At 64.2% G+C, this 16,846-nt stretch carries 11 protein-coding genes; 5 read left to right on the top strand and 6 right to left on the bottom strand.

The window, feature by feature from the left end:
- Positions 1 to 80: 80 nt before the first annotated feature.
- Genes EVC45_RS04560 through EVC45_RS04545 form a run of 4 tightly spaced genes read right to left on the bottom strand, consistent with a single transcriptional unit; the run spans position 81 to position 7,603 of the window.
- On the bottom strand, positions 81 to 1,196 hold the full coding sequence (locus EVC45_RS04560; protein ID WP_129956846.1) for a glycosyltransferase: 1,116 nt from the start codon (positions 1,194 to 1,196) through the stop codon (positions 81 to 83).
- Positions 1,193 to 4,447, bottom strand: a complete 3,255-nt coding sequence (locus EVC45_RS04555) for a glycosyltransferase family 4 protein (protein ID WP_129956845.1) — start codon at positions 4,445 to 4,447, stop codon at positions 1,193 to 1,195. The genes EVC45_RS04560 and EVC45_RS04555 overlap by 4 nt, the downstream gene beginning before the upstream one ends.
- Positions 4,440 to 6,635, bottom strand: a complete 2,196-nt coding sequence (locus tag EVC45_RS04550) for a glycosyltransferase family 2 protein (RefSeq protein WP_129956844.1) — start codon at positions 6,633 to 6,635, stop codon at positions 4,440 to 4,442. The genes EVC45_RS04555 and EVC45_RS04550 overlap by 8 nt, the downstream gene beginning before the upstream one ends.
- A complete protein-coding gene (locus EVC45_RS04545) occupies positions 6,632 to 7,603 on the bottom strand; it encodes a glycosyltransferase (RefSeq protein WP_129956843.1) in 972 nt (323 codons plus the stop codon). Before EVC45_RS04545 ends, EVC45_RS04550 begins: the two co-directional genes overlap by 4 nt.
- 509 nt (positions 7,604 to 8,112) lie before the next feature.
- Here EVC45_RS04545 and EVC45_RS47565 point away from each other — a divergent pair.
- From EVC45_RS47565 to EVC45_RS04530, 4 genes are read left to right on the top strand one after another with little or no spacing between them, the layout of a single operon-like run.
- Positions 8,113 to 8,244, top strand: coding sequence for a hypothetical protein (locus EVC45_RS47565; protein ID WP_306770755.1), 132 nt, complete (start codon positions 8,113 to 8,115; stop codon positions 8,242 to 8,244).
- Positions 8,241 to 9,200: an SDR family oxidoreductase gene (locus EVC45_RS04540; protein WP_129956842.1), complete on the top strand. Its 960-nt coding sequence runs from the start codon at positions 8,241 to 8,243 to the stop codon at positions 9,198 to 9,200. Before EVC45_RS47565 ends, EVC45_RS04540 begins: the two co-directional genes overlap by 4 nt.
- 49 nt (positions 9,201 to 9,249) lie before the next feature.
- Positions 9,250 to 10,272: a glycosyltransferase family 4 protein gene (locus tag EVC45_RS04535; protein ID WP_129956841.1), complete on the top strand. Its 1,023-nt coding sequence runs from the start codon at positions 9,250 to 9,252 to the stop codon at positions 10,270 to 10,272.
- Positions 10,273 to 10,283: 11 nt separating this feature from the next.
- On the top strand, positions 10,284 to 12,164 hold the full coding sequence (locus tag EVC45_RS04530; RefSeq protein WP_129956840.1) for a nucleoside-diphosphate sugar epimerase/dehydratase: 1,881 nt from the start codon (positions 10,284 to 10,286) through the stop codon (positions 12,162 to 12,164).
- A 65-nt stretch (positions 12,165 to 12,229) separates the two neighbouring features.
- Here EVC45_RS04530 and EVC45_RS04525 read toward each other — a convergent pair whose 3' ends face one another.
- Both EVC45_RS04525 and EVC45_RS04520 read right to left on the bottom strand, forming a co-directional pair.
- Entirely contained in the window at positions 12,230 to 12,922 is a 693-nt protein-coding gene (locus tag EVC45_RS04525; protein ID WP_129956839.1) for a phosphatase PAP2 family protein, read from the bottom strand.
- 275 nt (positions 12,923 to 13,197) lie between these two features.
- A complete protein-coding gene (locus tag EVC45_RS04520; protein ID WP_129956838.1) occupies positions 13,198 to 14,298 on the bottom strand; it encodes a glycosyltransferase in 1,101 nt (366 codons plus the stop codon).
- A gap of 406 nt (positions 14,299 to 14,704) precedes the next feature.
- Between EVC45_RS04520 and EVC45_RS04515 the strand changes: the two genes are divergently transcribed.
- A complete protein-coding gene (locus EVC45_RS04515; RefSeq protein WP_129956837.1) occupies positions 14,705 to 16,264 on the top strand; it encodes a methyl-accepting chemotaxis protein in 1,560 nt (519 codons plus the stop codon).
- Positions 16,265 to 16,846 lie beyond the last annotated feature (582 nt).

Genomic DNA, 16,846 nt, shown 5'->3' with positions numbered 1-16,846 from the left:
GGCGCGATCGGATTGGATCGCGCCGATCGATGTACGCCAATACGCGCCGCGATGCGTTGGTGAGCGGCGGCGCTGACTCTCTATCGCTTCTCGGTGGAAACGCTCGCCGTACTCGCACGCGCGTGCGTTGACGCGGCCGGCATGCCGACCCCGGCGCTGACGAAAATGTTGCGCCATACCTCGTCGCTGGCACGTTGCAGCACGCCGTCGGCGTGCTTGACGAAGGACGCGTCGATCGGGCTGCGGCCGTGGGTTTGGCCGACGCGCTGCGTGATCGCCGGTATCCAGGCGGCGAGTTCGGCATCGGCGTCGAATACGCAGTCCGGCGGGCAGATCTCCTGAGCGGCCGTGCCGCCGCGTACGAACACCGGTTTGCCGTAATGCATCGCTTCGAGCACCGGCACGCAGAAGCCTTCGTGGCGGCTCATCGCGAGCAGCGCGTGGGTTGACTCGTAGCACTCGAACAGATCGGCGTCATCGAGCATGCCCTTGAAATCGACCTGCTCGAGCACGCCGAGACGGCGCGCGTGATTGATCAGAAACTTCAGGTAATCGTAGTTCGGCGTGCTGCCGACGATGCTCAGCGTCGCGCCGAAATTGCGCTGTTTCAGCAGCGACAGAATCTCGATGCCGTCTTCGATGCGTTTATGCGGCACCACGCGACCCACCATCAACAGGTTCGGCTCGGGGCGCTTGCGGCCCTTGCGCGGCCCTTCGCGCTGGAACACGTACATGTCCGGGAAGATCGGCGGCACGACCTTGATGGCGTCTGCCGCGACGATGCCGGCGAGGCTCGCCGCGGTGCCCCGTGAATTCGCGACGACGGCGTCGAAGCCCGCGAGCAGCGGCAGTTGCGCGAGAGCCTTGTCGCACAACTGCGCGGTGCGCGGTTCCAGCGCGCGCAGCAGCTGCGGGTCCGTCACGCCATGGAAGTAGCAGATCTTCTTGCAGTCGAGCGCGAGTATCCGCTCGAGGTACGGATCGTAGATCGAATAACTGAGCAGGACCACATCGTCGCGAGTGACCTCATCGAATAACGCGTCAAGCGGGCGCACTCCATTCGTTCCCTCCTCGAAACCGCTTGCATACAGCTCGGCCCTCATGCCGAGACGTTCAGCCATGCGTACGAAACCGATGCAGTGGTTACCCACCGCATCGCCTGAGAAAATGTCCGGAGCACATACCCGCAGCGTCATATCTTCTTCGCCTCCGCAATGTCGTTCAATCGTCGCGCATACGCGCGTGCGACTGCCTCGACTGAGTAATCGCGCTCGATGCGCGCCTTCCCCGACAGTGCGATGCGCTCACGGAGTGGCGCATCGTCGATCATGCGTTTGAGTTGTTCCGCCGCGATCGATACATCCGGATCGCACCAGTACTGACCTTCGGCGAACAGGTAGTCGCCTGGACGCAGCGGCACGAGTTCGCCGTCTACGAGGAAAGCGGTGTCGGGTTCGCAGAAGTCGACGTTGCCCGAGAAGTTCGTGACCACGACCGGCTGTCCCAACGCCATTGCCTCGGCGATCACGCGGCCGAAGCCTTCACTACGGTGCAGCGAAATGTAGGCATCGCAGCAGGCCATGAAGTCAGTCGAATCCTGGCGGCTCAGTCGCTCGGACACGATGTGGATACGGCTATCGCCCGCGGCGAGGTCGAGCACGGCGCGCCACACCGGGTCGTCGTCGCGCACGTTCATCGCCTTGATGACGAGCCCGACGCCCGGCGAGCTGCTGCCGAACGCCTGCTTGAACGCCTGCACGCCGGCGAGCGGGTTCTTGCGGCTCAGCCACGAGTTGCCGTCGAACATCAGGTAGAACAGGAACTCGTTGGTCGGCAGGCCGAAGCGCTCGCGCTTCGGCTCGAGCGGCGCGGGCACCTCGACCGCCATCGGCATCTGGTAGACCGGCGTGTTGCCGAGCCGGCTGTAGACGCTTTGCACGAAGCGGCTTTGCGCCCAGATTTCGTCGACCATCTGATGCACGTTGCCGAACGCATTCGGCCAGTGGGGCAGCTCCCACGGCCATGCGCCGATCTTGTGGGTGGGCGCGTCGATCAGCTTGCGGCCGCCTTCCAGCGCGAGCCGCACCATTTCCGGCGCCGGCAGACAGATCAGGCTGATGTTGTACTTCAGCTCGTCGCTGATCAGGTGGTCGACCGAGTGTTCGAGACGCGCGGGCCCCGCCATCGGCGCGTTGAGCAGCGTGACCGGCGTCGAGCCGAGTTGCAGCACGCGTGCGGCCATGCGCGCGTCTTCGCCGAGGCCGAGCACGCCTTGCGGGAAGCCGATGATGTTGACGCCGAACCCGTAGCCGACGCCTTCGACGCGCGCGTGATAACGGGCGGGCTCGCGCGCGTCGTCATCGGGTTCGTCGTCGATGCTGTCGGTGCTGTCGGACGATTCGGCCCAGCGTACCTTCAGCGAGCCGACGAGCGGATATTCAGCCGACCCCCACTCGTTCCACCAGCGCACCAGCTGGTCGCGGCCTGCGGCGGTGGTCAGGTCGAATGCTTCGCGCAGATCCTTGCGGTCGCTCGCGATCATCGTCAGGAAGCGCGGCAGCAAGGTGTCGTCGGCCGGCTGCGCGTCGTCGATTCTCGCGAGCTCTTCGGCGAGATGAGTCGGCGACCACTTGATCGCGTAGTACTCGTCGTGCCCGTGCTTGTCCCACCACGAGATGAAGCCGAGCCGCTCGCTGAAGCTGCTCAGATTGAACGACGCCTGCAGGTCGGGCCGCTCGTTCCAGATCAGCAGCAGAAAGCGCGGCAGCAGCGGCAGCGCGCCTTCCTCGCCCGCTGCCGCGCCGAACAGACTGTCGGGCAACGGCGGGATCACCCAGTGCAGCGCCGGATACTGGTGCTGCCCGTGTTCGATCCACCACGACAGGCACTTCAGGCGCCCGGTGAAGCTGTCGAGCGAGCAGAGTGCCTGCAGATCCTCGCGCTCGCCGTGCAGCAGCCGCAGGAAGCGCGGCACCGGCAGCCAGTCGGCGTGCGTGCCCCATTCGGGCTCGAACATCAGCGCGGGCGTGGTGGGCGGCACCCATTTGATCGACGGTTCTTCGGCGAGATGAGTCGGCGACCATTTGATCGCGTAGTACTCGTCGTGCCCGTGCTTCTCCCACCACGAGATGAAGCCGAGCCGCTCGCGGAAGCTGCTCAGATTGAACGATGCCTGCAGGTCGGGCCGCTCGTTCCAGATCAACAGCAGAAAGCGCGGCAGCAGCGGCAGCGCGCCTTGCTCACCGGCTTCCATGCTGAACAGGCTGTCGGGCACCGGCGGCACGCCCCAGTGAATCGCCGGATACTGGTGCTGGCCGTGCTCGATCCACCACGACAGGCACTTCAGGCGCCCGGTGAAGCTGTCGAGCGAGCAGAGCTCCTGCAGATCCCGGCGCTCGCCGTGCAGCAGCCGCAGGAAGCGCGGCACCGGCAGCCAGTCGGCATGCGAGCCCCATTCGGGCTCGAACATCTGCGCGGGCGTGGTGGGCGGCACCCATTTGATCGCGCGGTACTGATGCTGGCCGTGTTCGATCCACCACGACAGGCAGCTGAGGCGCCCCCGCAGGGATTGCAGCTGGAAGGTCGCCTGCAGGTCCGGGCGGTCCTTGTAGATCTCGCAAAGGAAGCGCGGCACGTAAGGGCCGCCGTCCGCGGGAGGCACCTCGGGCTCGAGCATGAAGCCGCCGATCGGCGGCTGCGACCACTTGATGCGCGGATACTCGCGCTGGCCGTGGTCTTCCCACCAGCTGAGCGCGTTGAGCCGCGAGGTGAAGCTGTTCAGATTGAACGCGCTGCTCAGATCGGGCCGCTCGGTCGTGATCAGCGCGAGAAAGCGCGGAAACGGCATCGCGCTCGAGTCGGCCGGATCGATCGGTTCCAGCAGTGCGGGCCACGCGATCGGCGGGCGCCACGTCACGCGCGGACAGGTGGTCTGGCCATGCAGCTCCCACCAGTCGAGGCAGTTCAGATAGCCGGTCAGCGAGTTCAGGTTGAATGCCTGGGACAGATCGCCGCGATTGCGCACGATCATCGTCATCAGCTTCGGCAATTGCAGGCCGGCTTCTTCGAGCACCGTGACGGGCTCGTGCAGCGTCTCGCTCAGATGCTTCGCATCGAGCACGCTCGGTTTGGTCGAGCCGAGCCAGTACGTGACGGCGTCCGGATGACGCTCGATCAGCGTGTCGTTATCGAGCTGACGCAAATATTCGAGGTCTTCCTGCCGCAGTACCCAGTTGAAGTCCGGATACGTTTCGCGTGCCGACATTTCCCACCAGAAGTACAGCGTGACCCGGTCGTCCAGCACTTTGGAATTGAAGCGCGCGAGATCGGCTCTGAACTTCATCAGAAAGTAGATCGCGCTCGGCAGGCAGAACAGTTCCCCCGGCGATGGATGGCGGTACTCTGCCAGCCATCCGGTCTTGTTTTTTTGGGGTCCCAGATTAATCAAGATTTGCAATCCTTGAAGGCCAAGCAAAGGAAAAGTCGTCGGCGGTCAGTGTCAGATTGGGTGAATAGCACGGGTCGTTCATCAACAGATGCCCCCAGCGCTGTCTGACCAACTCGGATTCCTGGTTGAAGCGGCTGATTTTTTCCGGTGTGTCTTCGGCGCCGCGGGTTGCCGATTCGTGATGATAAAGCTCCGCGTAGGGCGTCCACACATTGCGGTAGCCCGCTTGCCGCACGCGCAGGCAAAAATCGATGTCGTTGTAAGCGACGTGTAACTGTTCGTCGAGGCCCCCGACTTCCTTGTAGATCGACTGGCGGATCAGCAGGCACGCGGCGGTCACCGCGCACATCACGTTGCGCAGGCGCGCGCGCGCGAAGTAGCCCGGGTGCGTATTGGGGAAGTGCTTGTGCGCATGGCTCGCGATACCGCCGACGCCAAGCACCACGCCGCCGTGCTGGATCGTGTCGTCCGGATACAGCAGCTTCGCGCCGACCGCGCCGACCTTCGGCTGCAGCGCGACCGACACCATTTCCTCGAGCCAGTCGGCGTTGATCACTTCGATGTCGTTGTTCATCAGGCAGACGAAGTCCGCCGTGCTCGCGAGCGCGACGCGGTTGTTCAGCGCCGAGTAGTTGAACGGCGAAGCGTCGCGCACGACCTTGATGCGCTCGTCCTCTTGCAGACGCGCGAACAGGTCGTGCGTTTCCTGCTTGACCGAGCCGTTGTCGATGATCGTGATGCGGAAGTTCGGGTAGCTCGATTTCTGCCGCACCGATTCCACGCATTGCTCGACGAGTCCGGCGGAATCGCGCGTCGGAATGATGATCTCCACCGACGGCAGCGCCTCGGGCAGGTCGTATACGACCTTGTTGAACGCGTCGGTGCCCGGCGCGTGCTCGGTGTGGGCGTTGATGCCGTTGCGCGCGAGGTGTTCGTCGAGCGCGCGCATCGCCGCGATATGCGCGTACGGCTTGGCCTCATGGCCGGCCGCCGTGCTCTCGGGAATCATGCGCCAGTGGTACAGCGCGCGCGGCACGTGATACACCGTGTGATGACCCGCGCGATCGATCACGCGCAGCGCGAGGTCGTAGTCCTGCGAGCCTTCGAAGCCGGTTCTGAAGCCGCCGACCTCCTTCATGACCGAAGTCTTGTACACGCCGAAATGCGAGATCATGTTCTGGCTCAGGAACAGATCGTAGTTGAAGTCGCATTTGAAGTACGGGTCCGAGCGGACTCCGTCGATCGAGATCTTGTCTTCGTCGCTGTAGATCACCGTCGCGTCGGGATGCGCGTTGATCAGTTCGGCGACGCAGTAGAGCGCGAGCGGATGCAGTTCGTCGTCGTGATCGAGCAGGCCGACGAATTCGCCGACGGCAAGCTCGAGCGCCGTGTTGCTGGAGTTGCTGATGTGGCCGTTGGTCGTGCGATACGCGACCTTGATGCGCGGATCCTTCGCGACGTAGCTGTCGAGCACCTCCTTGACCTCGGGGTTCGTCGAGCAGTCGTCGGCGATGCAGAATTCCCAGTTTTCGTAGACCTGGTCGACGACCGAATCGATCGCCATGCGCAGCCATTTGGCCGGCGTGTTGTAGGTCGGCATCACGATGCTGATCAGCGGCTGCAGCGCCCACTCCTTCGAGCGCGCGCGCAGTTCCGGGTAGTGCGACGCGGGCGGCTCGTGCCGCTCGATCCATTCCTGATAGGTGTGACCCACGGTGGGAGCCGGCGCGGGCTGCGCGCCGCCGCCCCATGACGCCATGCGCCGTGCGCGTTCGAGCAGCTCCGTCGGGCAGTCGGCGTCGGCCACCAGTTCGACGTTGAAGCCGTTGACCGAGAACAGTCCCGAGCGCGCGATCGGATCGAGGCGCAACGGACCGACGAGCGGCGGAAACGCGACGACCTGATCCACCCGGCCGTGCGCATCGACCACGAGACCGATCGTCGCGTGCTCTGACATGCCCGCGCCCGCATCGAAATAGATCATGCACGGCGAAGCCGGCATGTCTTCTTTCGCGAGCTCGAACGAAATACGCGCGGCGCGACCCGACAGCTCTTCCCATCCCGTCAGCTCGAACTGCGGATCGCTGTTCGTCGCGCTCCACGCGAAGCCGGAATCGGAGGACGCCTCGACGTTATTCAGGGGACGAAGTTCGAAGTTCTTCATGAGGTTCGTCACGGGTTTTGTCATTTCGTCTGCAGGGAATCGTAGAGGTCTTTCAAGGGCGACAGGACGGCCTGCCAGGTCAGATCTCGCGTCGGGGCCGCGACAGCGCCGCGCGGTTGCGCGAGCGCCGCGCGAATCGATCCAATGATGCTGTCGACGTCGAACGGATCCAGGTAGGCGACATGCTGCGCGAAATATTCTTCGGTAGAGCCAACTTTTGTGACCGCGATGCGCGCGCCGGCGGCGTGCGCTTCGAGCGCGGCGAGCCCCGGCGTTTCGAGCGTGCTCGGCAGCACGAACGCTTCGCAGGCCGCGTAGGCGGAGCGCAGCAGCGGCGAGTCGTGAGGCAGCGTGCCAGCGTAGACGACCTGCTCGCCGCCCTCGTCGAAGCACGCCTTCGCATATTCGGGATCGCGCTGATGGCCGATCAGCACGAGCTTCAGTTCGGGGAACGACTTCATCGCCCGGATCAGCGCGAGCTGGTTCTTGCGCGGCTCGATGTTGCCGACGTTCAGGATGAAGCGGCCCTCGATACCGTATTCACGGCGGAACGACTCCGCCGCGACCGGCTCGTAAAAGCTCTGTTCGACGCCGTTCAACACGCTCGCGAACTTCTCGCGCGGCAGATCGAAGATGCGCGCGAGCGTGTCGCACTCGATCTCGGAGTTCGCGACCACGCGATCCGCCAGAGAAAACTGATGATGGATCTCGCCGATCGGATAGAGATGTTTCGTTTCCTCCGTCACCCACAGGCTCGACGACACGACGAGCGGCAAGCCGAGTTGCTTGACGAAGTTGCAGAAGTGCACCGAGCCACCGACGCACGAGAAGAAATGCACCACGTCATGTTCGAGAAACCGCGGCTTCCACGGATCGAACAGCGTGACGTCGACGCCGTGCGCGGGCAGATGCTTGTGATACGCAAGCAACTGGATTTCTCCGCCGCCAGGGGTATGGAATGCCATCGGGTAGGTGGCGAACAATACTTTCATAGGTGGGACTCTAGTCGCTCAAACAGTTCTTTTCTTCAGACCAGCACGCTGCCGGCACGCCGCTGCGCGCAACGCGCGGGATCGGCGGCGGGACCGGGCGGGATTCAGGGCATTCACGTGGATGCGCGCCGCGCGGTTGCGCGGCCTTCAGGCGCTGGCTTGCCGGTGCGCCGGCCGAAGCCCGTTCGCACGGCCAGCGACCGGGCCTGAGTGTGCTGTTGTCGAGCACGTCGGATCGATACCACGAATTCCACATGCGCGAATATGTTTGAGTTGTTACGAAGTGTACGAACGACGTGCCAGCGGGCGCAGGTCCGTTTTATTATCACGGCCCGACGTTCGTGCCGCGTGTTGGGGCTGCCGGCGTGGTCGCGGCAGCGCAGCCATTCTAGCGCCCAGGTGGCCCGCTGCCATCCCTTACGATTCGCGGGCCGCGACGGGTGTCGCCCGAATACAATACGTTCCCAGCCAGACTTCCTGAGAAAGCACCGCCGATGCCAGATTGTATCGTGTCTGATCCGCCTTTCCCGCCGTTTGCGGCCGCGTCGAATCCCGACGACGATCGTCTGTTTGCGTGGACCGCGCGGCATGGCGTCGGCGAAATCGTGCGCCGCGACGTGCGTGACGGGGCAGTGCGATGAGTCTGCAAGTTCTCGTCACCGGCGCCAACGGCTTCGTCGGCCAGGCGGTGTCGCGCGCGCTGCTGCGGCGGGGCGATCGCGTGACCGGCGCGGTGCGCCGGCCGCAGACGGCCGCCGAGGGCGTGCGCGAATGGCTGCTCGATACCGAAGACTTCGCGGGCATCGACCAGCGCTGGCCGGTCGCGCTCACTTGCGATGCGGTGATCCACCTGGCTGCGCGCGTGCACGTGATGCAGGAAACCTTGACCGAGCCGCTGGCCGCTTATCGCGCAACCAACGTCGAGGGCAGCTTGCGCGTCGCGGCCGCGGCGCGGCGCGCGGGTGCGCGGCGCTTCGTGTTCGTCAGCAGCATCAAGGCGATGGGCGAGGCGAGCAGCGGCCGGCCGATTGCCGAAACGGATCAGCCCGCGCCGTCCGATGCATATGGCATCTCGAAACTGGAAGCAGAACGCGCGCTGTTCGACTACGGCCGCTCGACGGGTCTCGAAATCGTCGTGGTGCGCCCGCCGTTGGTCTACGGGCCGGGCGTGCGCGCGAACTTCCTGCAGCTGATGAACGCGGTCGCGCGCGGCATTCCGTTGCCGCTCGGCGCGGTCAATGCGCGTCGCAGCCTCGTGTTCGTCGACAACCTCGCGGACGCGCTGGTGCATTGCGCGACCGATCCGCGCGCGGCCGGCGAAACCTTCCATGTGACCGACGGCCGCGACCTCAGCGTGCCTGAGCTCGCGCGCCTGCTGGCCACGCAGCTGCACGTGCCCGCGCGGCTCGTGCCGGTGCCGGTCGGCGTGCTGCGTCTCGCGGGGCGCCTGACCGGCCGCTCGGCGCAGATCGACCGGTTGATCGGCGAGCTGTGCGTCGACGGCTCGCATATCCGCGCGTGCCTGAACTGGTATCCGCCGCATACGGTCGAGCATGGGCTGCTCGAAACCGCGGCGTGGTATCGGTCGACGCATTGACCCCGCATTGAGCCCGCCCTGACTCCGACCTGAACCGCTAACTTTATCGATGCCGCTCGCTTCACATTCCGCCTCTTCCATCGTCTCTCTGCTGCCGTGGGGCGTCGCCGCGCTCGCCGCCTGTGCGGCGATCCTGTGGACGCTGCTGCGCACCGGCCTCGCGTGGCGGCTCGCCACCGATATCCCCAACGACCGCTCGCTGCACACGCGCCCGACGCCGCGCGTCGGCGGCTGGGGCATCGTGCCGGTCGCGGTGCTGCTGATCGCGCTCGCGGCGCCGTCGCTGTGGCTGCCCGCGCTTGCCGCGGCGCTGCTCGCGGCGCTGTCGCAGATCGACGATCGCCGCGGCCTGCCCGCGCGCGTGCGCTTCGGCGGCCACGCGGCGGCAGTGGCGGCGCTGATCGCCGTCTATCCGGCCGACGTGCCGTGGTGGGCGCTCGCGTGCATGGCGGTTCTGCTCGTGTGGCTCGTCAATCTTTACAACTTCATGGACGGCTCGGACGGCCTCGCGGGCGGCATGGCGTTGTTCGGCTTCGGCGGCTATGCGGTGGCCGCGTCGCTGTCGTCGCATGCGGACCCGGCGCTGGCGACGGCGAGCCTGATCGTCGCGGGTGCAGCCGCGGGCTTTCTGCTGTTCAACTTTCACCCGGCGCGCATCTTTCTCGGTGACGCCGGCTCGATCCCGCTCGGCTTTCTGGCCGGCGCGCTCGGCTACTGGGGCTGGCGCGAGGGCGTCTGGCCGGTGTGGTTTCCGGCGCTGTGCTTCGCGCCGTTCATCGGCGATGCGTCGGTCACGCTGCTCAAGCGCCTGCTGCGCGGTGAAAAATTTTGGCAGGCGCATCGCGAACACTACTATCAAAGACTGGTGCAGTCGGGTTTGGGGCACGCATCGACCGCGTGGATTTGGTATTTGTTCATGGTGGCGGGCATAATGCTTGCTATCTTGGCGCTACAATTCGCTCTTCTGTATCAATGGCTGGTTGTCGTCGCATGGGCTGTCGTGCTGGTGATCGCGGGGCTGTGTATTGATCGCCGCTGGCGGCGCCATGTGTCCCGTTCCGGGCCAATCTGAGGTTCTGCGCAATGAAAAGCTTCAAAGCCAGATGGCTTTCGTTCAGTGCGTTTGCGTTCGACCTGTGCGCGGTGGCCATGGCCTGGTTGCTGGCCTATGTGATCCGGTTCAATGGGCCGGTGCCCGCGCCGTTCTGGTCGAGCGGGCTGCATGCACTCGTCTGGGTGCTGCTGATCTACGCGGTGATGTTCCGCAGCTACGGCCTCTATCGCGGCATGTGGGTGTTCGCGAGCCTGCCCGACCTCGTACGGATCGCGAAGGCGATCGGCGTCGGCGCGCTCGTCGTCGTGATCGGCTCGGCGCTGTTGCAGCCGGCGCCGGTGGTGCCGCGCTCGGTGCTGATCGTGTCGCCGATGCTGCTGTTCCTGACGATGGGCGGCTCACGCGCGCTGTATCGCGCGGCCAAGGAGTTCTATCGCTACGGCGGTCTCGTCGGCCAGGGTAAGCCGGTGCTCGTGCTCGGCGCGGGCAATGCCGGCGCGAACCTCGTGCGCGAGTTGAAGCGTTCGGGCCAATGGCGCCTCGTGGGTTTACTCGACGACGATCCGATCAAGCAGGGCCGCGAAATCTACGGCTATCGCGTGGTCGGCGCGATCAGCGATCTGCAGAAAATCTGCACGGAGCTGAAGGTCGAGCATGTGATCATCGCGGTGCCGTCGGCATCGGTGGAAGCGCATCGGCGCATCGCCACGCTGTGCGTGCGCGCCGGCGTCCGCGCGATGACGCTGCCCGCGCTGACCCCTCTCACACAAGGCCAGGCGTTCCTGTCGCGGGTGCGGCAGATCGATCTCGAAGACCTGCTCGGCCGCGACCCGGTGACGATCGACACCGAGCACGTCGCCGCGCTGCTGAAAAACCGCGTCGTGATGGTGACGGGCGCGGGCGGCTCGATTGGCTCCGAGCTGTGCCGGCAGATCCTGCGCTTCGGTCCGGTGCAACTGGTCGCTTTCGACATCTCCGAGTTTTCGATCTATCGACTGAACGAAGAGCTGCGCGACAAGTACCCGGAAGTGTCGGTGGTGCCGATCATCGGCGACGTGAAGGACTCGCTGCTGCTCGATCAGGTGATGGCGCGCTACTGTCCGCACATCGTGTTTCATGCGGCGGCTTACAAGCACGTGCCGCTGATGGAAGAGGTCAACACGTGGCAAGCGGTGCGCAACAACGTGCTCGGCACCTACCGCGTCGCGCGCTCGGCGATCCGCCACGACGTCGCCCATTTCGTGCTGATTTCGACCGACAAGGCCGTCAACCCGACCAACGTGATGGGTGCGAGCAAGCGGCTCGCGGAGATGGCGTGCTCGGCGCTGCAGCAGCAGGGTGCGCGGCGCACGCAGTTCGAGACGGTGCGCTTCGGCAACGTGTTGGGCAGCGCGGGCAGCGTGATTCCGAAGTTCCAGGAGCAGATCGCGCGCGGCGGCCCGGTGACGGTCACGCATCCGGAGATCACGCGTTTCTTCATGACGATTCCGGAGGCTTCGCAACTCGTGTTGCAGGCGTCGAGCATGGGGCGCGGCGGCGAGATCTTCATTCTCGATATGGGCAAGCCGGTGCGGATCGCCGATCTGGCGCACGATCTGATCCGCCTGTACGGCTTCACCGAGGAGCAGATTCGCGTCGTGTTCACGGGCCTGCGCCCGGGCGAGAAGCTCTACGAGGAACTGCTCGCGGACGACGAAACCACCACCCGTACGCCGCACCCGAAGCTGCGGATCGCGCAGGCTCGCGAAGTGCCGGACAGCCTGATCGACAACCTGCTGCCGTGGCTGATGCAGCATCGCGTGCCGGCCGACGACGAAGTGCGGCGCGATCTGCGGCGCTGGGTCCCGGAGTATCTGCCGGCGACTGCCACTACGCTGCGCAGCGTGATGCCGGCGACGAAGGCTTCTTAAGAGGGAATTCTCAGCCGGGGGGTTCGCCGTATCGTTCAACCCGGCCTACGCCCGCCACGCGCGCTCTATAGATGTTTGAGCAGACCGCCCGCCACCTTGCGCAGTTCGTCGAACTGCGTGACGAGCTGGATGCACACTATGAAGGCCACCGTCGCTGAAGGCCCCGGATAGCGTTCCATCCATCGCAGCATCGGAGTCGCGTAGCGCGCGCGGATCGCGTCTCGCGTCATGATCAGGGTAATCACCACTCCCACCGCGGCGCCCGCGATCAAATCGGTCGGATAGTGAAAACCGAGCCAGGCGCGCGGAAGACAAATGACGAGTGCGGTATAGATCATCGCCAGTAAACCGATGCCCCGCCACACCAGGAATATGCCGGTGGCGATCGCCATCCATAGCATCGCGTGGTCGCTGGGGAAGGAACTCCAGTTTGACAGCTGCGCATCGTTGGTCGCGCCGGCTGGAAAGTGCAGATGCAATTCAGTGTTAAAGATGGGGCGCACCCTGAACGGCAACACATGAGTCAGCAGTCTGCCGACGAAGAGCGCCACGAGGCCGCTCACCAGCGTGGAGAGAACAATCTCCCGTCGCCATTGGAGGCGCTCGTTCGGCTGAAACCAGATCCAGCACAGCACGGGAATCAGCAGGAGACCCTTGAACGAGTAGAAGTCGGTGATGACCTCGATCGATTGGGTCGCGAAATGATTGCAGTGTATGCCGGACAGATATGTTTCGATGGAAGAATCGAACCTGTTCATTATTTTGTAATGAAAATGAGCTAGTCGATCAAGGCTAACATAACCCGAAAGATTTGCCGCATTTTCTATGTTTGTTTCCGCACAGCAGTTTTTACCGCGCCATCTTGTTGTTAGTTATCGAGGACAATTCATATCTGTGAGTTTTAATTCTGGCTTTCAATCAAAGACCGTCGCCTTTCAAAAAATCCAATAGTCTTTTAACTTCGATTAATGCGGCGTGATAGCCTGCTGGCGAATCGCTCGGTCCCGCGCTAACGACGAGCGGGTCCGACGCATTACCGCTTCACCTTCCTCACCACCATCCATCTCGGCGACTTGAAGCGCACAATGCTTACATAAAGCCAGACATAGGTCGTCGCGAACACCACCACGAAGCAGAACAGATGCAGCGTGTGGCGCCAGAACAGCGTCGCCGGCACCACCGCGATCAGACACAGCAGCCACAGGTAAGGCGACGTCAGCGAGTTGCGCCGCGTCAGTTCGCGCGCGGTGCGCGCGCCGACTGCCCAACGCATCAGCCGTTTGTAGACCAGCATGTGCAGATGCACGCCGTCCGGGATGCCCGGCGACATGCCGCGAATGAACTTCTTGCGGTAGATCGAGAAGCACGTCTCGAAGATCGGGTACATGAAAAGCAGCACTGGATACCATGCCGACACGTCGCGGTTGCGCATCACGAGCAGGATCGACAGCTCGGCGAGCATGAAGCCGATGAAGTACGCGCCGCCATCGCCGAGAAAGATCAGCCCGGCCGGGAAGTTCCAGATGAAGAAGCCGAGCACCGCGCCCATCATCATGAACGACGCGGACAGCACGACCGGGTCGTGCACCTGGAATGCGACGTACGCGAGCGACGCGAACATCATGAACGCGACCATCGACGCGAGGCCGTTGAAGCCGTCGATGATATTGATCGCGTTGGCGAGCGCCGCGACCGCGAGCACCGTGACCGTGAACGAGATCGCCGCATATGACAGCAGAAAGTCGAGCGGCGGCACGCTGATGCGCGTGACCGCGATGTCGAGAAAGAACCACGCGAGCGCGGCGGCCGCCATCGTGCAAATGAGGCGGGCGAGCGGCGACACGCGCTTGGTCAGATCCTCGATCAGCCCCGAGCCGAACGCCGGCATGCCGCACGCGATCAGCCCGAGAATGCCGCCCGACACGGCCGGATACGCGCGATGCAATTGCACCGCGGAGACGATCAGCCCGATCAGAATTCCGGTCCCGCCGATACGCGGCACCGGACGCACGTGAAATTTCTGCACGCCCGCCAGATCCGTATCAGTCGAGAGTTTTTCATGCAGATGCGCATAACGCACGATCAACAAAGTGATCAGCAGGGAGACGAGAAAACCGAGCGCAAAACTGAGCATGAAAGTTGGCCTGAGCGAAGACCCGGAATTATACAAACGAAACGCGCCGCATCCGGCGCGCGCCAAGGCGCCGAAGCGCCGATGCGCGGCCCTGAGAATCCCAGATAGTGATGTGCGGATCGGCCGCTGAGGCCCGTCAGCGCTCGCTCCTCATGGATTCCCCCTATGCGGCGCGCGCGCGCCACGACCGTAAACCTGGATGCGACGAAGTGTAAGTCGCGCGCAACTGCGCGGAGCGATCCGCGAAACGATCCGCCGTATCAATCGCCGAATCATTTCGTTGCCAGCCATCGTCGAGCCTTCGCGCTTGACGGCGGCCGTTGGCGGCTTCGGTGAGTGCGGATTCGTCGGCGCGTGCGGCTCTCATTTGTATCGTCGCAGCCAGACCAGACGTTCCGGAGACCCAATGCTAAACAACATCACAATTCGTGGCGGACTGACGCTCGTGATCAGCGTATTCGTCGCTTTCCTTCTGACGGTGATCGCCGTCGGTTACGGCGCGCTGAAGCTCGCCAACGACAGCCTCGACGACACGCAGCGCAGCGCCGTCGCGCTGTCGCATCTGAAGGCGAGCTCCGAGAAGCTTCTGCAGGTGCAGCTCGCATTGGGCACCTATCAGACGCTGTTCAGCGTCGGCAAGCAGACCGACGATCTGTTGCCGGCCGCGCACAAGGTGCTGCTCGAATCGAACAACGACTTCCGCAACTACATGGCCGGCCCGTTCGAGAGCGACGCCGAGCGCAAGCTCGCGCAGAGCGTCGGCGACGCGCGCACGGGGCTCGTCGACAAGGCGATCGAGCCGGAATTCAAGGCACTGACCGACTTCGACTTCAACACCTTCCGCAACATCCAGGGCGAAACCGCGAACAGCCTGTACGCGTCCTACTCGAAAGCGATCGACGCGCTCGAAAAAGCGCAGATGGACAATCAGCATCAGCAGGCCGCGACCGGCGCGCGACGCTTCCAGCTCGCGACGACGCTGTTCGGCGCGATCGCGGTGATCGCACTGGTGATCGCCGTGGGCGCGCGCGTCGCGTTGTCGTCGGCGCTGATCAAGCCGGTCAACGCGACGGTCAAGCACTTCGAGCGTATCGCAGCCGGCGACCTGAGCGTCGCGATCAAGGTGAAGTCGCGCAACGAGATGGGCCAGCTGCTCGGCGCGCTGACGCGCATGCGCGACGGTCTCGTCGAAACGGTCGGCAAGGTGCGCGGCAGCACGAGCGCGATCACCCAGGGCGCGAACGAGATCGCGTCGGGCAATGCCGACCTGTCGGCGCGCACCGAGCAGCAGGCGGCCGCGCTGCAGGAGACCGCGGCGAGCATGGAGCAGCTGTCGGCGACCGTGAAGCAGAACGCCGACAACGCAAAGCAGGCGAACCGCCTTGCGCACGGCGCGCTCGATACGGTGACCCGCGGCGGCCAGGTGGTGTCGCGCGTGACGGAAACAATGGACGGCATCAGCGAGTCCTCGCGCAAGGTCACGGAGATCATCGGCATGATCGAAGGGATCGCGTTTCAGACCAACATCCTCGCGCTGAACGCGGCCGTCGAAGCGGCGCGCGCGGGCGAGCAGGGCCGCGGCTTCGCGGTGGTCGCCTCGGAAGTGCGCAGCCTCGCGCAGCGCTCGGGCGCGGCGGCCAAGGAGATCAAGGAGTTGATCGGCGAATCGGCGGCGAAGGTCGACGAGGGCTCGTCGCTGGTGTCAGATGCGCAGAGGACGATTCAGGAAGCGATGAAGGCTGTCGAGCGCGTGACCGGCGTGATGAGCGAGATCGAGGCGTCCGCACTCGAACAGAGCGACGGCATCGAGCAAGTCAACAAGGCGGTGTCGCAGATCGACGAGGTCACGCAGCACAACGCGGCGCTCGTGGAGCAGGCGGCGGCCGCGGCGAAGTCGCTGGAACAGCATGCGGTGGCATTGCGCGACGCAGTGTCGGTGTTTCGGCTCGACGCGCAAGCGGCGTAGCCCGGACGATTGTTAGCGCGCGACTGGCCCGCTGCGAAGAGGGCATCGCAGCTAAAGACGGCGAGTTGATCGACCGCAGCAAATAGTGCCGCCCGACTGCTGGCGCGGGCGGCCTGAGAATGAATGCATCTATCCGCGGGATACAGTCACGATGCAGTCCAGCAGCCGGTAAGTTTTGCCGAGATTGCGGCTGGGGTAAGACGGCCGCATCCGCGCATCGTCACGGAAAAATAGAAAAGATCTTCGTGAAAAGGGGCTTGCGTTCCCGTCACGCAGAAGAGACTGCGTGGCTTGTCGTGTCCGCTCATTACGCATGCCGTTTCACTTGCCACAGGTTCGTTCGGCAATCCTTGCCATTATTCCGGAGTGACAGCGCTTCCATCGGCGGAGCGTTCGTCGAGCCGAGAAAAAAACGAACCTGAACCATGCGTCTTCCGCCAATCCCGCTCGCTCTGCGTTGAACCTCTGAGCAGCATCGGGTCGATTCGGCCATCGCCAGCCGCCGTCGGCAATACACGGGCACACCTCGACCGTCCAACTTCATGTAGTCGCTGCGTCAGCGCGAGTCTCGCAGGCCGCGGT

Origin of the sequence: Paraburkholderia sp. UYCP14C, assembly GCF_004197395.1 — a bacterium.
Classification (GTDB): Bacteria; Pseudomonadota; Gammaproteobacteria; order Burkholderiales; family Burkholderiaceae; genus Paraburkholderia.
The sequence above is the reverse complement of the archived record's forward strand: the minus strand, read 5'-3'. Positions and strand labels throughout refer to the sequence as shown.